This is a genomic window from Microbispora triticiradicis, from assembly GCF_005864065.1.
GTDB lineage: Bacteria > Actinomycetota > Actinomycetes > Streptosporangiales > Streptosporangiaceae > Microbispora > Microbispora triticiradicis.
This window is the reverse complement of the sequence record NZ_VANP01000006.1, coordinates 506262-522958: the sequence shown is the minus strand read 5'-3', so window position 1 is coordinate 522958 and position 16697 is coordinate 506262. Positions and strand designations below refer to the sequence as shown.

11 protein-coding genes and 1 pseudogene are annotated in these 16697 nt (G+C 74.2%); 5 read left to right on the top strand and 7 right to left on the bottom strand.

From position 1 onward, the window contains the following. The 3 genes and pseudogenes from FED44_RS19045 to FED44_RS19035 all read left to right on the top strand — a co-directional run. Positions 1-184 (top strand): annotated as a pseudogene (locus tag FED44_RS19045) (flavodoxin-dependent (E)-4-hydroxy-3-methylbut-2-enyl-diphosphate synthase); the annotation flags it as partial. A gap of 131 nt (positions 185-315) precedes the next feature. Continuing rightward, on the top strand, positions 316-2061 hold the full coding sequence (locus tag FED44_RS19040; protein ID WP_244302059.1) for an alpha/beta hydrolase: 1746 nt from the start codon (positions 316-318) through the stop codon (positions 2059-2061). A 57-nt stretch (positions 2062-2118) separates the two neighbouring features. After that, positions 2119-2961 carry a GNAT family N-acetyltransferase gene (locus tag FED44_RS19035; protein WP_117409836.1) on the top strand — a complete coding sequence of 281 codons (843 nt, stop codon included), beginning with the start codon at positions 2119-2121 and terminating at the stop codon, positions 2959-2961. Here FED44_RS19035 and FED44_RS19030 read toward each other — a convergent pair. The 4 genes from FED44_RS19030 to FED44_RS19015 form a co-directional block, all read right to left on the bottom strand. Further along, positions 2942-3349, bottom strand: a complete 408-nt coding sequence (locus FED44_RS19030) for a DUF3037 domain-containing protein (RefSeq protein ID WP_117409831.1) — start codon at positions 3347-3349, stop codon at positions 2942-2944. The two genes, FED44_RS19035 and FED44_RS19030, sit on opposite strands and share 20 nt — an antisense overlap. Further along, on the bottom strand, positions 3346-4170 hold the full coding sequence (locus tag FED44_RS19025; protein ID WP_138461469.1) for a HipA family kinase: 825 nt from the start codon (positions 4168-4170) through the stop codon (positions 3346-3348). The genes FED44_RS19030 and FED44_RS19025 overlap by 4 nt, the downstream gene beginning before the upstream one ends. Positions 4171-4257: 87 nt before the next feature. Next, positions 4258-5577: an alkyl sulfatase dimerization domain-containing protein gene (locus FED44_RS19020; RefSeq protein ID WP_117409829.1), complete on the bottom strand. Its 1320-nt coding sequence runs from the start codon at positions 5575-5577 to the stop codon at positions 4258-4260. A gap of 48 nt (positions 5578-5625) precedes the next feature. Beyond that, positions 5626-6489 carry a helix-turn-helix transcriptional regulator gene (locus tag FED44_RS19015; protein ID WP_117409828.1) on the bottom strand — a complete coding sequence of 288 codons (864 nt, stop codon included), beginning with the start codon at positions 6487-6489 and terminating at the stop codon, positions 5626-5628. Between the two features lie 182 nt (positions 6490-6671). Between FED44_RS19015 and FED44_RS19010 the strand changes: the two genes are divergently transcribed. Beyond that, positions 6672-7532 (top strand): SDR family NAD(P)-dependent oxidoreductase, encoded by an 861-nt coding sequence (locus FED44_RS19010; protein ID WP_117409827.1) that lies wholly within the window; start codon positions 6672-6674, stop codon positions 7530-7532. 73 nt (positions 7533-7605) lie between these two features. Here the strand turns inward: FED44_RS19010 and FED44_RS19005 are convergent, their stop codons facing one another. Next, positions 7606-10212: a helix-turn-helix transcriptional regulator gene (locus FED44_RS19005; RefSeq protein WP_138461468.1), complete on the bottom strand. Its 2607-nt coding sequence runs from the start codon at positions 10210-10212 to the stop codon at positions 7606-7608. 484 nt (positions 10213-10696) lie between these two features. Between FED44_RS19005 and FED44_RS19000 the strand changes: the two genes are divergently transcribed. Then, entirely contained in the window at positions 10697-12952 is a 2256-nt protein-coding gene (locus FED44_RS19000; protein ID WP_138461467.1) for an MMPL family transporter, read from the top strand. A 45-nt stretch (positions 12953-12997) separates the two neighbouring features. On the opposite strand, the gene FED44_RS18995 is transcribed toward FED44_RS19000, so the two are convergent. Continuing rightward, entirely contained in the window at positions 12998-14365 is a 1368-nt protein-coding gene (locus tag FED44_RS18995) for a cellulose binding domain-containing protein (RefSeq protein WP_244302058.1), read from the bottom strand. 325 nt (positions 14366-14690) lie between these two features. Next, a complete protein-coding gene (locus FED44_RS18990) occupies positions 14691-16688 on the bottom strand; it encodes a serine/threonine-protein kinase (RefSeq protein ID WP_138461466.1) in 1998 nt (665 codons plus the stop codon). Between the last annotated feature and the right edge of the window lie 9 nt (positions 16689-16697).

Below are 16697 nucleotides of genomic sequence, written 5' to 3'. Positions count from 1 at the left end.
CGGCGTCGCCTCGGGCAACGGCAAGGGCCAGATCTTCGTCAGGGGCGAGGTCATCAAGACCGTGCCCGAGTCGCAGATCGTCGAGACCCTGATCGAGGAGGCCCTGCGCCTGGCCGAGGAGATGGGCGTCGAGGTGGACCTCGACGACGACGAGGCCGGCGGCCCCGAGGTCGTCGTCCGCTGACCAAGAGGCGAGTCGTTACAACAAGCAATACTCTGACTACACAATGGCAATGACCGGGTAGTACCGGGCGTAGCGCCGCGATCACACCGCGAGGCTTGCCTCTGCCGTACAGGAGCAGAGGAGCGTTGCCGGTGAAGCGGGTCGTTGGTGTGGTCGCGGGAGTGGCGGCTCTGGTCGCCGGGCTCGCCGTACCGGGAGGGGCGGCGGCCCACGGCGCGACGCCGCGGGAGCGGCCGTGGGGCGAGCACGGAGCCGAGCAGAGGGGCGAGCACCGGCCCGACCATTGGGCCGGCCGCTGGGGGCCGCCGCAGCGGCCCCTGGAGTGGCGGCCCTGCCCCTCCCAGGACGCCCTCGGCGAGACGTCCTCCGGCGGCCTGCTGGACTCCGCCGCCTCCCAGACGTCTCGCGATATGTCACGAGGGGGCGCGCGGCGGGAGCCCGTGCAGGAGTGCGCCACGCTCGACGTCCCGCTCGACTACTCCGAGCCGTACGGCCAGCGGATCTCGCTGGCGCTCAACCGCATCCGGGGCACGGTCTCCCGCGACGGCAACCACCTCGGCGCGCTGCTGGTCAACCCGGGCGGGCCGGGCGGCGAGGGCCTGAGCCTGGCCGGGTACGTGGCGGCCCGGCTGCCCGCGGACGTCGCCGCGCGGTTCGACGTCGTCGGCTTCGCCCCGCGCGGGGTGGCCCCCAGCAAGCCCGCGCTGTCGTGCGTCGACCCGGCGCGCTTCTTCGCCGCGCCCCGCCCCGACAACGTGCCGCGTGACGACGCCGACGAGCAGGTGCTGGCGGGCCGGGCCCGGCAGTACGCCGAAGGCTGCGGCAACCGCTGGGCCTGGTTCCTGCCCTACCTGACCACCGAGAACAACGCGCGGGACATGGACGCGATCCGGGCGGCCCTCGGCGAGGACAGGATCAGTTACCTGGGCTACTCGTACGGCACCTATCTGGGCGCCGTCTACGCCACCCTGTTCCCCCGGCGGGTGCGACGGCTCGTGCTCGACAGCGTCGTCGACCCCGATGTCGACTGGTACGACGCCAACATCGCCCAGGACCGCAGCTTCGACCGGCGCCACCGCGACTTCCTCGCCTGGCTGGCCGGGCACGACGACGTCTACCGGCTGGGCGCGAGCCAGGCCGCGGTCTCCTACGCCTGGTACGCCCTGCGTGCCCGCCTGCGGGACCGCCCGGCGGGCGGCGTCGTCGGCCCGAGCGAGCTCGACGACGTGTTCTCCAACGGCGCCTACACCGACCGGCTCTGGCCGTACCTCGCCGCCGCCTTCTCGGCCTACGTCCACCGGGGCGACCCCTCGATCCTGGTGCGGCTCTTCCACAGCGAGGCCGAGATCGACGCGGAGAAGGAGAACGCCTACGCCGTCTACCTCGGGGTGGAGTGCCGCGACACGCCCTGGCCCCGGTCCTGGGCCCGCTGGCACGACGACACGCGGCGGCTGCACGCGGAGGCGCCGTTCATGGCCTGGCCCAACGCCGTCTACAACGCGCCGTGCGCCTTCTGGCCGGAGAAGGGCGGCACGCCGGTCAAGGTGGGCACCGCGCAGCTGCCGCCGATCCTGCTGATCCAGGCCCAGCGGGACGCCGCCACGCCGTACGAAGGGGCGCTGCGGATGCGCCGCCGGTTCCCGACCGCGCGGCTGGTCACCTCGGGCGGCGGCAACCACGGCGTGTCCCTCGCCGGGAACGCGTGTGTCGACCGGTACCTCGCCGCCTACCTGCGGGACGCGACGGCGCCGCCGCAGCGCAGGGGCGCGCGGGGAACCGGCGCGAGCTGCCCGGCCGACCCCTCGCCGAGGGCGGCTCCGGTGACCGTGTCGTCGGCGCCGGGCGCGGCCGCTCACGAATCCGCCGTACGGCGGTGAGGCCCGGGCGGGCCGATACATCCCAAACGTGAACCCTTCGCGTAGGCTGGGCCCGTGATGCTGCGCACATCGGCGTCGCGCGTGCTCGACGACGGTGATCGGGACGAGGTGCTGACGCTCCTCGACACCGATCCGGTCGCCAACGTGTTCGTAGCGGCCAGGGTCAGGGCCGTCGGCCTCAGCCCCTCGCGGCTGGGCGGCCAGATGTGGGGATACGGTCCGCGCGGCGGGCTGGTGTCCCTGTGTTACGCGGGGGCCAACCTGGTGCCCGTCAACGCCACCCGTGAGGCCGTGCACGCCTTCGCCGAACGGGCGCGCAGGCAGGGCCGCCGCTGCTCGTCCATCGTCGGCCCGGCCGCCGCCGTCGGACAACTCTGGGAGCGGCTCGAACCCCACTGGGGCGTCGCCCGCGCGATCCGGTCGGCCCAGCCGGTCATGGCCACGGGTTCCGCGCCCGCCGTCGAGCCGGACCCGCTCGTACGGCGGGTCCGCCCCGAGGAGTTCGGCATCCTGCTGCCCGCGTGCGTCGCGATGTTCACCGAGGAGGTGGGCGTCTCACCGGACAACGGCGACGGCGGCGCGCTCTACCGGTCGAGGGTCGCCGAACTGATCCGCATCGGGCGTTCGTACGCCCGGATCGACGACGGCCAGGTGGTCTTCAAGGCGGAGATCGGCGCGGTCACGCCGCACGCCTGCCAGATCCAGGGCGTGTGGGTCCACCCGGACCTGCGCGGCCGGGGCCACGCCGTGGCGGGCATGGCCGCGGTGGTGGAGCAGGCGCTGAAGTACTTCGCCCCGGTCGTCACCCTCTACGTGAACGACTTCAACCTCCCGGCCAGGGCCGTCTACCGCAAGGTGGGCTTCCAGGAGGTCGACTCGTTCATGTCCGTGCTGTTCTGATCGCGGCCGGCGGCCTGACCAGCCGGGTCAGCAGGTGCTCCAGTTCGGCGGCCGGGTCGCCGGTCAGCCCGGCGTGCACCGGCCCGGTCTGCACGACCGTGCTGCGCGGCGCGGTGAGCCAGCGGAACCGGGCGCCGAGCGGCTCCCCGCACAACGGCCCCGCCTCCTCGCCGCAGGCCCGCTCGTACGCCGCCAGGGCCAGCCGCACGCCGGGGAGGTCCACCGGCGCGCCCAGCGCGAGCAGCCGGGACTCGTCCAGCTCGGCCCGCGCGCACAGATAGCCGCGTGGCTGGCAGTAGAGGATGACGCCGGCGTTGACCAGTTCGCCCCGTTCGACGCTCGGCACCACGCGGATCACCGCGTACTCGTAGACGTCCCGCCCGCTCATCGTCCGGCCTCCCGCGCGGCCCGCCAGAAGCCGCCGATCGTCGCGCCCCGCTCGCCGCGCGGGGCGGGGGCCTCGCCCGGGTCCGGCAGCCAGTCGCGCGGCCCGGCGACACGGGCGAGCAGGTGCTCGGTGTAGGCCCGCCGTACGGCCTCCGCGTCCGCGAAGCCCGGCTCGTCCTCCAGCCACTCGTCCGGCACCAGCGCGGTCACCTCGTCGAGCAGCTCTCGGGTGACGCGCCCGGCGAGGTCGGCGTCGGCCTCGCCGAGCCGGGTCGCGAACGGCGCGAGCACGTGGTCGCGGCCGTCGAACCGGCGGCGGGGGTCGGCCGTCGGCCAGTTGTGGTGGAACCACAGGGCCGCGCCGTGGTCGATCAGCCACGCCCCGCCGTGCCACACCAGCAGGTTGGGGTTGCGCCAGCTCCGGTCCACGTTGTGCACGAACGCGTCGAACCACAGCACCCGGGAGGCGAACCCGGCGTCGGGCTGCCAGGCGAGCGGGTCGAAGCCCAGCGCGCCGGGCAGGAAGTCGATCGCGAGGTTGTGCCCAGCGCTCGCGGTGAGCAGGTCCTGGATCTCCTCGTCGGGCTCACGGGCGCCGAGCTGGGGATCGACGTCGACGACCTTCAGCTCCGGCGTGGCGAAGCCCAGCCGCCGGGCGATCTCGGCGCAGACGATCTCGGCGACGAGCACCCGCCTGCCCTGGCCCGCGCCGCGGAACTTCACGACGTAGGTGCCGAGGTCGTCGGCCTCGACGACGCCGGGCAGCGATCCGCCCTCGCGCAGCGGCGCGACGTACCGCGTCGCCGTGATCTGTTCGAGCACGACAGGAAGGTTACCGGCAGGGCCGGCGGGCGCTCCCCTCCAGGCGCCCGCCGGCCGTCGTGACGGACGACGTCGTCGGTGCCGGCCTCAGTTGGCGACCGGCAGCCACCACACCCGGCCCTCGGTGACGTCGTGGTAGACGTCGAGGAGGTCCAGGCCGGTGATCTTGCTGCGTGACTCGGCGGCGGCCCAGGCGTAGACGCCGCGGGCGATGGTTCCGGGCTCCTGCTGCACCCGCAGCGCGTACACGAGGGCCCTGATCTCGTGGACCTGGTGGTCGTCGGGCTCGGCCTGCGCGGCGAGCTCGGCGAGCTGGCAGGCGAGGCGCAGGTCGCCGTCGGCCGCCGCGGAGACGGCACGCCCCGCGACCGACGCCGCGCCCGCGGACAGTTCGGCGACCGCGCGGGCGAACACCGCGTCCGGCGCGGGCTTGAGGTTGGCCGGGTTGCCGTCGTGCCAGCCGCCGTGCAACCGCCAGATGTTGCGCACGATGAACTCGGGCTCGTCGTGGTGCTCCTGCAGGTAGACGCGTGCGGCGAGCGCGGGCGGCGGCTTGACCTCGTGCAGGATCTCGTCCAGCCGGGCGCCGGAGTTCATCAGGTCGAGCGTCTGCTCCACCAGGCTGTCGAGGTAGTCGGCGGTGTCGGCGAGCGCCCGGCGCACCCGGGCGGCGCCGCAGATCGGCAGGCCCCGGCCGGGGAGGAGCAGGTCCGCGTCGAGCGCGGCCATGGCGCGGAGGGCCACGGCCCACTCGTCGGGGTAGCCCTGGACCCGCTGCGGGTCGCCCGCGCCCGGCACCGTCCAGCCGAACAGGTCCCCGGTCAGCAGCACCCCGCGCTCCGGCAGGAACGCCCAGGTGGCGTCGTCCGTGGCGCCGTGGGCGTGGGTGAGCATGAACGTGACGTCGCCCAGCGACAGCGACAGCCGGTCGCGGTAGGTCAGGTCGGGCAGCCGGTGCGGCAGCGGCCAGACCACCCGCGGGAACCCCTGCTCGCGCAGGTCGACGGTGGCGTTGTAGCCGGCCGTCCTGCCCTGCTGGGCGAGCCGGCGCACCAGTCCCTCCTGCGCCACCACCAGCGGCCGCGGGCCGGGTTCCGCGTCGAACTCCTCCAGGCCCGCCAGCCGGTCGGCCCTGCCCCGCGAGAAGATCGCGTACTTGAGCGGCTCGGCCGACCACTTCCTGATCGCTCGGTAGGACGGCGACGCCTCGTGGGCGTCACCCGTGTCGAAGAGAGCCAGTCCGTCCTCGCCCCGGACCACGTAGACGTTCCCGCACGCGGGCCACATCGCGACGCCGTAGGCGATCTCCTGCACCCCGTCCCGGCGCAGATCGGAGACGGGCACGTCCTCGGGACGCACCGAACCACGCCAGACCGCGTCGGCGAACCGAAGGATCGGTGACTCCATGCTCCCGAGCCTGGCCCTCCGCGCGCGCGAGGCCCAGTAGGGAGATCCCTAATGTCCGCGGCGAACCGCCAGGGTCTCGGCGGTCCAGCTCGCGAGAAGGTCCAGGGCGCGTTTCGAGGACGAGCCGGGTTCGGCGGTGTAGACGAAGAGCGTCGTCTCCGGGTCTCCGGGCAGGGAGAGGGTCTCGTACTCGACGGTCAGCTCGCCGACGAGAGGGTGCCGCAGGCGTTTGGAGCCGTGGGTGCGCTGGTGGACGCGGTGCTGCTCCCACCAGTGGGCGAACTCACGGCTGTGCTCGCGCAGGTCTGCGATGAGCGCGACGGTGGCCTGGTCGTCCGGGTCGCGGCCCGCGTCGAGCCGCAGGCTCTCGACCACGGCGCGTGCCTGGACCTCCCAGTCCACGAACAGCGATCGGGCGTCGTCGAGGAACATCCATCGCGCGTAGTTGCGCCGCCTCGGCGGCATCCGGTCGAAGTCCGTGAACAGCGCTTTCCCCATCGCGTTGGCGGCGAGCACGTCGGTGCGGCGGCCGAGGACGAGGGCGGGCTCGCCGTCGAGGGCGTCGAGGAGCTGGTAGAGCCCGGGGCGCACGCGCTGGACGCCGCGAGTTCGGCGCCGGACGGGGGCCGCGGTCATCCCCATGAGGTCGTGCAGATGCGCGCGTCCGGCGTCGTCGAGCCCGAGAGCACGGCCGATGGCCTCGACGACGGTCGTCGAGGGGACGATGCGCCGGCCCTGTTCGAGGCGTGCGTAGTAGTCGGTCGAGACTCCGGCCAGGAGAGCGACTTCCTCGCGGCGCAGGCCCGGGACGCGTCGCACGCGGCCGTCGGGGGGCAGGCCCGCCCGCGAGGGGTCGACCTGGCCACGGGCGCGTCTGAGGAAGTCGGCGAGCTCACGATTGGTTCCGGCCACGAATCCAGTGTCCACGCTGCCGCGCGGTCCTGGGTGGTCCGGTGCGTCCTAGGTTGCCCGGTGCGCGGTTGCGCAGGGCGCGATATGGACGTCCACGGCGGGTCGCGGCGAAGGAAGCTGGTGCTGTGCCGGTCCTGGGGGCCTCCCGGCCGGCGCCACTCGCGACATTCGAGAGGAACACCATGAGCTTCCCAGCAGACCGGCCTGCCACGTGGTTCGTGACCGGCACCTCGCGCGGCCTCGGCCTCGAACTGGTCAGGCAGATACTGGAGCGCGGAGACCAGGTCGCCGCGACGACGCGGTCGCCGGAGCGGCTGCTCGCCGCACTCGGCGGCGGGATCGAGATGTCGCGCCTTCTCCCGCTCACCGTCGACCTGCGTGACGAGGAGGCGGTCAGCCGGGCGGTCCGGGAGACCACCGGACGCTTCGGCGGTCTGGACGTCGTCGTCAACAACGCGGGCTACGGATTCCTGGCCGCGGTGGAGGAGACCGGGGACCGCGAGGTCCGCGACATGCTCGACGTCCAGGTCGTGGGCGTGTGGAACGTGCTGCGCGCCGCCCTGCCGATCCTCCGCGGGCAACGAGGTGGCCATATCGTCAACGTGTCCTCGATCCTGGGCCTGACCGCCGTCCCGGGCTGGGCCCTCTACTGCGCCGGGAAGTTCGCGCTGGAGGGGTTGAGCGAGGCGCTCGCCGCCGAGGTGGCGGAGTTCGGCGTCGAGGTCACCATCGTCGAGCCCGGCTACTTCCGCACCGATTTCCTCACCACGGACAGCCTCGTCCTGCCCGCGGAGACGACCGCGCACTACCCGGCCATCCGCGAGATGATCCTCGATCACCTGAAACTCCAGGGCAGCCAGCTCGGCGACCCGGTCATGGGCGCCCGCGCGATCATCGGGCGGGTCCTGGCCGGGGAAGGCCCGCTGCGGCAGTTGCTCGGTTCGGACGCCCACTCCTACGCCGTGGCCAAGGTCGAGGCCCTGCGGGCGAACGTCGAGGCCACCGCTCTCAGCGCGCCCGCCACCGACTTCCCCGCCGCCTGATCACGGCCAGCGTGTGCGGCATCTCGCCGGCGTCGTCCAGCCGCCGGGGACACGCCCGTGGCCAAGGGGCCGTTCACAGCTCGCCGCGCGCGACGGCCAGGGCGAGCTCCACGCGGGACCGCAGCCCGGTCTTGGCGTAGACCCGGGTGAGGTACACCTCCACCGTCTTGCGGCTGTAGTGCAGCTCCTCGGCGATCTCGGGGTTGCTCAGGCCGCCCGCGACCAGTTCGATGACGCGGCGCTCGCCCGGGGTGAGGCGGCCCTCGGGTTCGGGGACCATCCCGGCCTCCCGCAGGCGGCGCCCGGACATCTCCGCCCAGGGAGCCGCGCCGAGCCGGGTGAAGATGGTGTGCGCGCGGGGGAGCTGAGCCGTGTCGCCCAGCGCGCCGAGGATCAGCCGGGCGCGCGCCTCCTCGAACGGCAGGCCGTCGGCCCGGGCCCGCTCCAGCGCCGCGCCCGCCCGGGCGGGCTTGCGGAACGCCCAGCCCACCGCCAGGTCGGCGGCCAGCAGGGTCCGGGGGCTGCCGTTCGCCGACCGCTCGTCCAGCCGGGCGGCCGCCGCCCGGCAGGCCGCGCCGTCACCCGCCGATCCCGTGATGAACACCTGTACGGCGAGGGCCCGGTGCACCACGTCCGGCACGTCGCAGGCGAGCGCCCGGCCGAGTTCGCGCCGCGCCGCGGCGAGGTCGCCCCGGGCGTGTGCGAGGCGCGCGCGGAACGTGCAGCGCAGGCCGTCCTGCATGGCGCAGCCGGGCGGCGGCTCGGCGAGGACCCGCTCGGCCTCCTCCAGCCTGCCCTGGTCGAGGAGGATGTCGATCTCCATGTTGCGCAGCAGGGCGAGGTTCTCCAGCAGGCCCGCCTCGGCCAGCCCCCGGGCCGCGACCGCGATCTCCTGGAGCGCGCGGTCCCAGTCGCCGCCGAGCCGCCGGATGACCGCGACGGTCCGCACGTGCTGCCCGGCGATGTCGTGCCAGCCGAGCCCGCGGTGGATCTGCTCGGCCTGCTCCAGCACCTCGGCGGCGCGGGCACGCTGCCCGGCCGCCGCCAGCACGTGTGCCGCCGACTCCAGGGACGCGAGGCGGGCGCCGGGCGGCAGCGCGGCGGCGAAGGCGAGCAGCTCGTCGACCGCCCGCTGGGTCTCGGCCCAGTCGCCCCGCACCAGCGCGTGGATCGCCAGGCAGCCCACCGCGATCGCGCGGTCCTGCGGAGGGCAGTCGGCGACGCTCTCCCAGGCGCGGCGGGCGATGTCGCGGCTGGGGCGGCCCAGTTCCGCGCTGACCAGCGCCTGCTGGGCGAGCAGCGCCGAGGCGTCGTCGGCCTTCGGGATCTGGCGGCGGGCCACGTCGAGCGCCACCTCGTACCACCCCATGGCGTGCGCCGCGCCGACGGCGGTGTACGCGGCCTGGGTGCGGCGCCGCCCGGCGGGCAGCACGGCGAGGGCACGCTGGGCCGAGTTGAGCGCCAGCGCGGGCCGCGAGCCCTTCCAGTAGGCCAGGGCCTGCCTGGCCAGCAGCTCGCCCGGCTCGGGGGACAGCTCGGCGGCCTTGCCGTACCAGTGCGCGGCCGACAGCGGCGCGGTCCAGCGGGTCAGGTCGGCCGCCCGCAGCACCGCCGGCAGGGCCCGCGCGGGCGGGCCGGCCTCGGCCATGTGCGTGGCCCACTCCAGCACGCGCCGGGTGCCGGTCAGCCCGTCGCCTTCGAGCATGTCGGCGATGCGGCGGTGCACGTCCCGCCGCCCCGCGGGGCCGAGGTCGTCGTACAGCGCCTCGGCGACCAGCGGGTGGGCCAGGGCGTAGCCGTCGCCGCTCCGGGCGACCACGCCGTCCCGCACCAGGGCCTCGAAGGCGCGTTCGGCCTGCTCCGGGCGCAGCCCGGCCAGCTCGGCGAGCGCCGCCAGGTCGGCGGCCTCCCTGGTCCGCGACAGCGCGGCCAGCACGCGGGCGAGGTCGCGGCCGCCCCGGTCGCGCTGGAACAGCCGGCTGAGGATCGCGCCGCGCCGGGCCCCCGGGTCCGCCGAGCGCACCGCGCCGCCCTGCACCAGCGTCAGCACCGCCTCCTGCGCGAACCACGGGTTGCCCCGGCTCACCGCGTGGATCCGCCGCAGGACGGCGTCGCTCGGCGTACGGCCGAGCAGCGTGGTGACCAGTTCCGCCACCTCGGGCATGGTCAGCGGCTGGAGCCGTACGGACAGGTCCACGTCGAGAGCGGGCGGATGCCGCGCGGTGCCGAGGATGGCGACGGAGTCGTGCCGGTGCGGCAGGGCCCGCAGCACGCTCAGCGTGTCGGCGTCGGCGAGGTGGATGTCGTCGATGGCGAGGAGGGTGGGGCCGGGCAGCGACTCCAGGAGCCGGGCGGCCATCGCGCCGGGCGCGGCGGCGGGCTCCCCGAGCGCTGCCTCGTCGATCGCCTCCAGCAGGTCGGACAGGACGCCGGCCACCTCGCCGCGCAGCGAGCCCAGGGCGTCGACCAGGGGAGCGTAGGCCCGTCCGCCGTCCAGTTCCCGCGCCCGGCCGCGCAGCACGCGGAAGCCCTCCAGCCGCGCCGCCGCCTCGCCGAGCAGGCGGGTCTTCCCGATTCCGGGCTCGCCGACGATGAGGACGGTCCGGGGGGTGCTCGACAGGGCCGAGACCACCTGGCCGAGCGCGCCCGCGCGGCCCTCCCCGACGGCCGGTACGTCCACGGCTGGCCGTCACCCCCTTCACATCGGGTCCGCTGGTGTTCCTAGGACGCGGCATAAAGGTTGAACGTTCACACGAAATGTGACGCGCCCCGGCGGTGATCGCAAGGGGATATGGATATCAGAATTCGAACGCCGCGACGGCGGCGGCGGAGTCTGCCCGATCACCTGCGGGGGTGCGTTCGTGGGCCGGACCGCCCTTGACCGCGCCACACCCTGGGCGGCCCGGCGCGCACGCGGGTCACGGGGGAGGTATCGGCCCGGCGAGCCGCATGAAATGTTCTTTTCCGAACTCCGCGACCGCCTCGCCGGGAGACCCGGGCGGGGGGTCGCCGGCCCCGCCGATGTCGCCTGCGGGTAACCGGACCACCACGGTCACGTAGGGCGAAGGTGGCGTCCGCCCCCCGATCTCCTGCCTCTACCCTCGTACTGTGCGGCCGTAGGGTACGGCCGTCGTGACGTGCTACCCGGGGACGGACGGTCGACGATGAGCGGGCTTCTTGGGCGGCTCGGCGAATGGTGCGCTCGGCACGGCCTGCTCGTGCTCGCGCTGTGGGTCCTCGCGGCGGGGCTGCTGACCGCGGGCACGGTGGTGTGGGGCCGGCCGGTCAACAACAACGTGGCGATCCCCGGCACCGACGCGCAGCGGGCGCACGAGCTCATGCGCGAGGGCTTCGGCCCCGGGTTCGACCCGGGCGGGACCGTGCAGCTCGTCCTGTACACCCCGAAGGGCACACTGAACGAGAAGGCCCGCAAGAAGGCCGTCGAGCGGTCGATGGACGCCCTGCGGCGGACCCCGCACGTCGCCCAGGTGGAGACGCCGTACCGGGTGGGCGGCATGTCGCCGAGCCTGCGCATCGGCGTCATCACCGTGCGGCTGCGGGGACAGGACACCACCAAGATCGCGCAGACCTCCGAACAGCTCGCCGCCGCCGCCGCTCCGGCGGCCCGCGCGGGCATCGAGGTCGTCCCCTCCGACAGCTCCACTCCCGCCGACAAGCAGATCAAGACCGGCGTCAGCGAGGTCATCGGAGTCGTCGTCGCGCTGCTGGTGCTGCTGTTCGCCTTCGGCACGCTGGTCGCCGCGATCGTGCCGATCTTCACCGCGATCGTCAGCATCGGCGTCGGGCTCGGCCTCATCGGGCTGCTCGGCCACATCGTGGACGTGCCCTCGACGGCGTCCATCCTGGCCACGATGATCGGCCTCGGCGTCGGCATCGACTACGCGCTGTTCCTGCTGTCCCGGCACCGGGCGCTGCTGGCCCGGGGGGTCGCGGTGCACGAGGCGGTCCGGCGCACGGCCGCCTCGTCCGGCGGCGCCGTGCTGTTCGCCGGCGGCACGGTCGTGATCGCCCTGAGCGCGCTGATGCTCGCCGGGTTCCCGCTGCTGGCCACGCTCGGCTGGATCACCGGCGTCTCGGTCGTGTGCGCCGTGCTCACGTCGATCACGCTGGTCCCGGCGCTGCTCGGCATCCTCGGCCAGCGGATCAACGCGCTGCGGCTGCCGTTCTTCGGGCGCGCCGCCCGCCGGGACGGCCCGGCGACGGGCTGGACGAGGCTCGGCCTGTGGGTGGCGCGCCGCCCCTGGCGGGTGCTCGCCGTCACCGTCGTCGTGCTCGTGGCGCTCGCCGCCCCAGCCGTCACGATGAAGCTGGGCCCCCTCGACGACGGGTACGGCGACAAGGGCACGTCGGCCCGGCGGGCGTACGAGCTGATCGAGGCCGGTTTCGGCCCGGGGGCCAACGCCGGGCTCATCGCGGTCGCCGAGACGGACGAGAGGATCGCGGACTCCACGCCGCCCGACCCGCTCGTCCAGGTGCTGCGGCAGCGGATCGAGCACATCGAGGGCGTCGCGTTCGTCGCCGCGCCGATGGTCAACGACGACGGCCGCTCGGTGCTGTTCCAGGTCGTCCCCGACTACGCGCCGAGCGACCCGCGGGCCCTCGACGTGGTGAAGCGGGTGCGGGCCGTCCAGGTGCCGGGGGCGCGCCTGCACGTGGGCGGCGAGGTGGCCGGCATGGCCGACGCGGGCGACCGCATGATGAGCAGGACTCCGCTGGTCGTCGGCGTCGTCGTGCTGCTCAGCGCCCTGCTCCTGCTGCTGGCCTTCCGCGCGCCCCTGGTCGCGGTCAAGGCCGCGGTGATGAACCTCGTCTCCCTCGGGGCCGCCTTCGGCGCGCTGGCCGTGGTGTTCTCTCAGGGCCTGGGCAGCCGCGTGGTCGGCATGGACCCGCCGGTCTCGGCCGACGGGTCCTACCTCGCGACGCTGTTCTTCTCCGTGCCCATCGACACCTACGTGCCGCTCATGCTGTTCGCCGTGCTGTTCGGGCTGTCGATGGACTACGAGGTCTTCCTGCTGACCTCCGTACGGCAGGCCTACACGCGCAGCGGGGACAACCGCGCCGCCGTGGCCGAGGGGCTCGGGTCGACCGGTCGGGTCATCACCTCCGCGGCGCTGATCATGGTGGCGGTGTTCACCGCGTTCATCGCCTATCCCGATCCCCTCGTCAAGGTGTTCGGGGTCGGGCTCGCGGTGGCCATCGCGGTCGACGCCACCCTGATCCGGGGCTTCCTCGTGCCCGCCACGATGGTGCTGCTCGGCCGGCTCAACTGGTGGATCCCGCGCTGGCTCGACCGCCTGCTGCCGAACCTGTCGGTCGAGGGCCACGAGGAGGACGCTCCGCCCGCCGGGCCGGCGGAGCCCCTGCTCGTGGACGCCGGCCGGCACGCCCGGCGCCCCTGACCCCCTCGCCGGGTCCGGCGAGGGGGCGGGGCGGGGATGCCGGCGTCAGAAGTTCTTGCTGCGCACCGTCCACTGCGCCTTGGCCGCCAGGCCCGAGGAGCCGAGGATGTACGAGCGCGCCGTGGCGTTGCCGTTGAGCGTCATGTCCAGGAACTGGACCACGGCGGTCATGCCCTCGGTCATCTGCGAGCCGAAGATGAACCCGGTGTGCCCGGCCTGCGACTGCTCGGCCAGCACGGCCGGCACCCTGACCAGGTCGTAGTTGGCCCGGGTGTTGTCGTAGGCGATGTCGGAGGGCCCGCCGTCCAGGAACATCACCGGCGTGTGCAGCTTGGACAGCTCCGAGCGCGAGTAGCCGAACGAGCCGTCGGCGAACAACCCGCTGTCGAGGGAGACCACGCCGTCGACCCGCTGGTCCTGCCCGGCGATCAGCGCCTCAAGCCCGCCGCAGGAGTGCCCGGCGGTGGCCACCCGGGACAGGTCGAGACGCTGGTAGAGCGGCGAGCCGTTCCGGGCGTTCTCCCGCTCGGCCCAGCCGATCGCGTCGGTCAGCAGCGACGGGATCGGCGACCCGCTGTTCACCCCGTTCGGCGAGCCGTCGACCGACGCCGTGTCCACCACGACGAACCCGCGGGCCGCGATGAACGTCAGCGCCTGGACGACCTCGCTCCCGTTCGTGTGCGCGCAGGCCCCGTTGCCGAAGACCAGCACGGGCATCGTGCGCCCGACGGCGGAGGGGTTCGACGGGCGGAACACGGTGTATCGGTTGGTGCCGTACGCCCCCTCACGCGTGACCGGGAAGTTGTTGTTGATCATCGGGCGGTCCGGCGGCGTGGCACTCGGCGTCGGACTCGGACTCGGGCTCGGGCTCGGACTCGGGCTCTGCGAAGGGCTCTGCGAGGGGGTCTGGCTGGGAGTCTGACTGGGCGTGACGGTGGGGGAGGCGGTGGGGGAGGCGGTGGGGGAGGCGGTGGGGGAGGCGACGCCGCCGGTGCAGGTCACGCCGTTGAGGGCGAAGCTCGCCGGCTTCGGGTTCGAGCCGGTGAAGCTTCCGTTGAACCCGAAGGAGACGCTGCCGCCGGTGGGGATGGCGCCGTTGTAGGAGGCGTTGGTGACCGTGACCTGGGAGCCCGACTGGGTGTGGGTGCCGTTCCACAGCTGGGTGATGGTCTGCCCGGCGGGGAACGACCAGGTCAGCCGCCAGCCGTTGACCGGGTCACCCAGGTTCTGGATGCCGACGCTCGCGCCGAAGCCGCCCGGCCATTCGCTGGTCACCGTGTAGGTGACCTGGCATCCGGCCGTCGCCGCCGACGCGACGTGGACGCCGGCCACCCCGGCGCCGGCCGTCAGCAGCGCGGCGACGGCGGCGGCCGTCAGGCTCGACCGCCGGCGAAAAGAGCTGTCATGTCGCACAGGCTTTTCCCATTCTCCGAGTGGTACGTTTCTCCGCTGCTGCGCGTACGCGCTGGTGGGGACCGCCGACGGCGGCACGAATGCCTCATGTGAGCGTTAACAACTCGGACCGCCGATGCCCCCGGAAGGTGGTCTGGTGCGCTGAGCGCGAGCCAACCCGGGCGGACCCGGACGCGTCAACGAGGCGGAGTGCCCGCCGTGCTCACACCGTGCTCAGGCCGCGCTTGTGAAGGGCCGTTGACCTGGCGCTTCGCGAGCGCGGGCGGCGGGAGTCACCGCAAGGGCGAGGGGCGGCCGGTGAATATTTCACCGGTCCCGGCGAAACTCAGTCAGCGGTCCGGGGTTCTCCGGCCTCCGCGTTCCCGGGCGCCTCGGGACTCCGCGACACCCCCTGCTGTACCCCCTGTCGCGCCGTAAGCGGCGCGGTCTCCGGGCTCTGTGCCGCGGTCTGTGTTGCGCTCCGTGGCGTGTCCTGTGGCCCGTCCTGCGGCACGCCGGGAGTGCGCGGCCTGTCGGGACTCTGCGGCGCTTCGGGAGTCCGCGGCGCTTCGGGAGTCTTCGGTGGATCGGGAGTCTTCGGTGCGTCGGGTGTCCTGGGCACTCCGGGAGTTCCGGCCGGCACGGGGCTCTCGCGCGGGCCGGGGCTGTTGCCCGGGACGACCGGAGACACGTCCGGCTTGGGGCACCGGGGACCGGCGACGGTCCTGGTCGCCACGCTCGTACCGGCGCCTCCCCGCGCGGCCGGGACCGTGGACACCTCGACCCTGCGGTGCACGGTCGTCCCGCACGCGGGGGAGGGGAAGGGCTGCTGGAAACCCATCCGGTAGGAGGTGGCGCCCCGTAGCGCGATCGTCTGCGGCGGAGCGGCGACGAGCGCGGCGGGCGACGGCCCGGAGGCGAACCGCGCGGTGAGCAGCACCCGTCCCGTCGTGCTCGCCCGCACGTCGACCAGCACCGCCTGGCCGTCGAACGAGGTGATGCCGAGCCCGGTCACCCGCGGCGGGGCGGGGCTGGGAGACGGCGCACGGCTCGGGGACGGCGCCTGGCTCGGGGACCTCGTCGCGCTCATGTGGGAGGGGACGGGCCCCGCCGTCCCGGGCGCCGCCGAGGACCCGCCGCCGGTGCCGGTGTCGCCGTCCGTGCCGCCTCCGGACGCGCCGCCGACGTCCTCGGGAGTGGGGTCCGCGGGGCCGGGGCCGTACGAGTCCGTGGCCCCGGGCGGAACCGGACCGGCCGTGTCCGGAGGCGGCGCGGCGGGAAGGCTGTGCGGCGGGGGCGGCGTGAGCAGGGTGCCCTGCGCGACCGGCATCTGCCGGTTGGCGGCGACCACCGCCGCGGTCACCACGGCCGCCAGCACGACCGCGCCGAGGGCGAAGCGCGGGGCGAAGCGGGTCAGCCGCTCGGCGAGCACGGTCCGGGCGAGCGACGTGGACACCTCGACCGGCACCGCCGGAGTGGCCAGGGGGAACGTCAGCGCGAGCAGGGTGGCCAGTTCCGCCAGGTGACGGCGGCCGCGCTGCTCCCAGTCGGGGCCGTAGGCCGAGGTCGCCGCCGTCTCCAGGTCGGCGACGAAGGCCCGGGCGGTCGGCGGCCGGTCGGCCGGGTTCTTGGCCATGCCCCGCACGACCAGGGCCCGCACCGGAGCCGGCACGTCCCCGGCCGGGACGGGCGCGCTGCGGTGCAGCATGCGCAGCACCGCCATGTCCTGCGCGCGGTACGGCCTGCGCCCGGTCAGGCACTCGTAGAACACGCAGGTGGCGGCGTAGACGTCGGTGGCCGGACCGGCGGGCCCGCCGTACCACTGCTCGGGCGCCATGTACGGCGGGGTGCCGGCGGGGGCCTCCGGCGTCCCGCTCGGCGTGGCGATGCCGAAGTCCGACAGCTTGCTCGCGCCGTCGGCCTGGACCAGCACGTTCTCCGGCTTGTAGTCCCGGTGGACGATGCCCGCGGCATGCGCGGCCGACAGGCCCGCCAGCGAGCCCTTCAGCACGACCAGCGCGGCCTCGGGACTGGTCGAGCCGTGCTCGGCGAGGATCCTGCGCAGGGAGACGCCGTCGACGAGCTCCATGACGATCGCCGCGCCGTCGCGCGCCTCGACGTACTCGTACAGGCGCACGACGTTGGGGTCGTTCAGCTCCACCATGACCCGGGCCTCGTGCCGGAACCCGGCCAGGAAGTGCGGATCCCGGCGCAGTTCCTCGCGCAGATACTTGATCGCGACGTAGGCGCCGGTGGTCGTGTAGGTCGCCAGCACGACCCGCCCGGCGCCGCCCGCGCCGAGTTCCCGTACCTCCCGGTAGCCCGGTACCGACCAGGCCCTCATGACGCCCCC

What these genes read in the sequence shown, in the direction of transcription:
- FED44_RS19035 (WP_117409836.1), top strand. Translation starts at nt 2,119, where the DNA reads ATGCTGCGCACATCGGCGTCGCGCGTGCTCGACGACGGTGATCGGGAC.
- FED44_RS19010 (WP_117409827.1), top strand. Translation starts at nt 6,672, where the DNA reads ATGAGCTTCCCAGCAGACCGGCCTGCCACGTGGTTCGTGACCGGCACC.
- FED44_RS19000 (WP_138461467.1), top strand. Translation starts at nt 10,697, where the DNA reads ATGAGCGGGCTTCTTGGGCGGCTCGGCGAATGGTGCGCTCGGCACGGC.
- FED44_RS19020 (WP_117409829.1), bottom strand. Translation starts at nt 5,577, where the DNA reads ATGGAGTCACCGATCCTTCGGTTCGCCGACGCGGTCTGGCGTGGTTCG.
- FED44_RS19030 (WP_117409831.1), bottom strand. Translation starts at nt 3,349, where the DNA reads ATGAGCGGGCGGGACGTCTACGAGTACGCGGTGATCCGCGTGGTGCCG.
- FED44_RS18990 (WP_138461466.1), bottom strand. Translation starts at nt 16,688, where the DNA reads ATGAGGGCCTGGTCGGTACCGGGCTACCGGGAGGTACGGGAACTCGGC.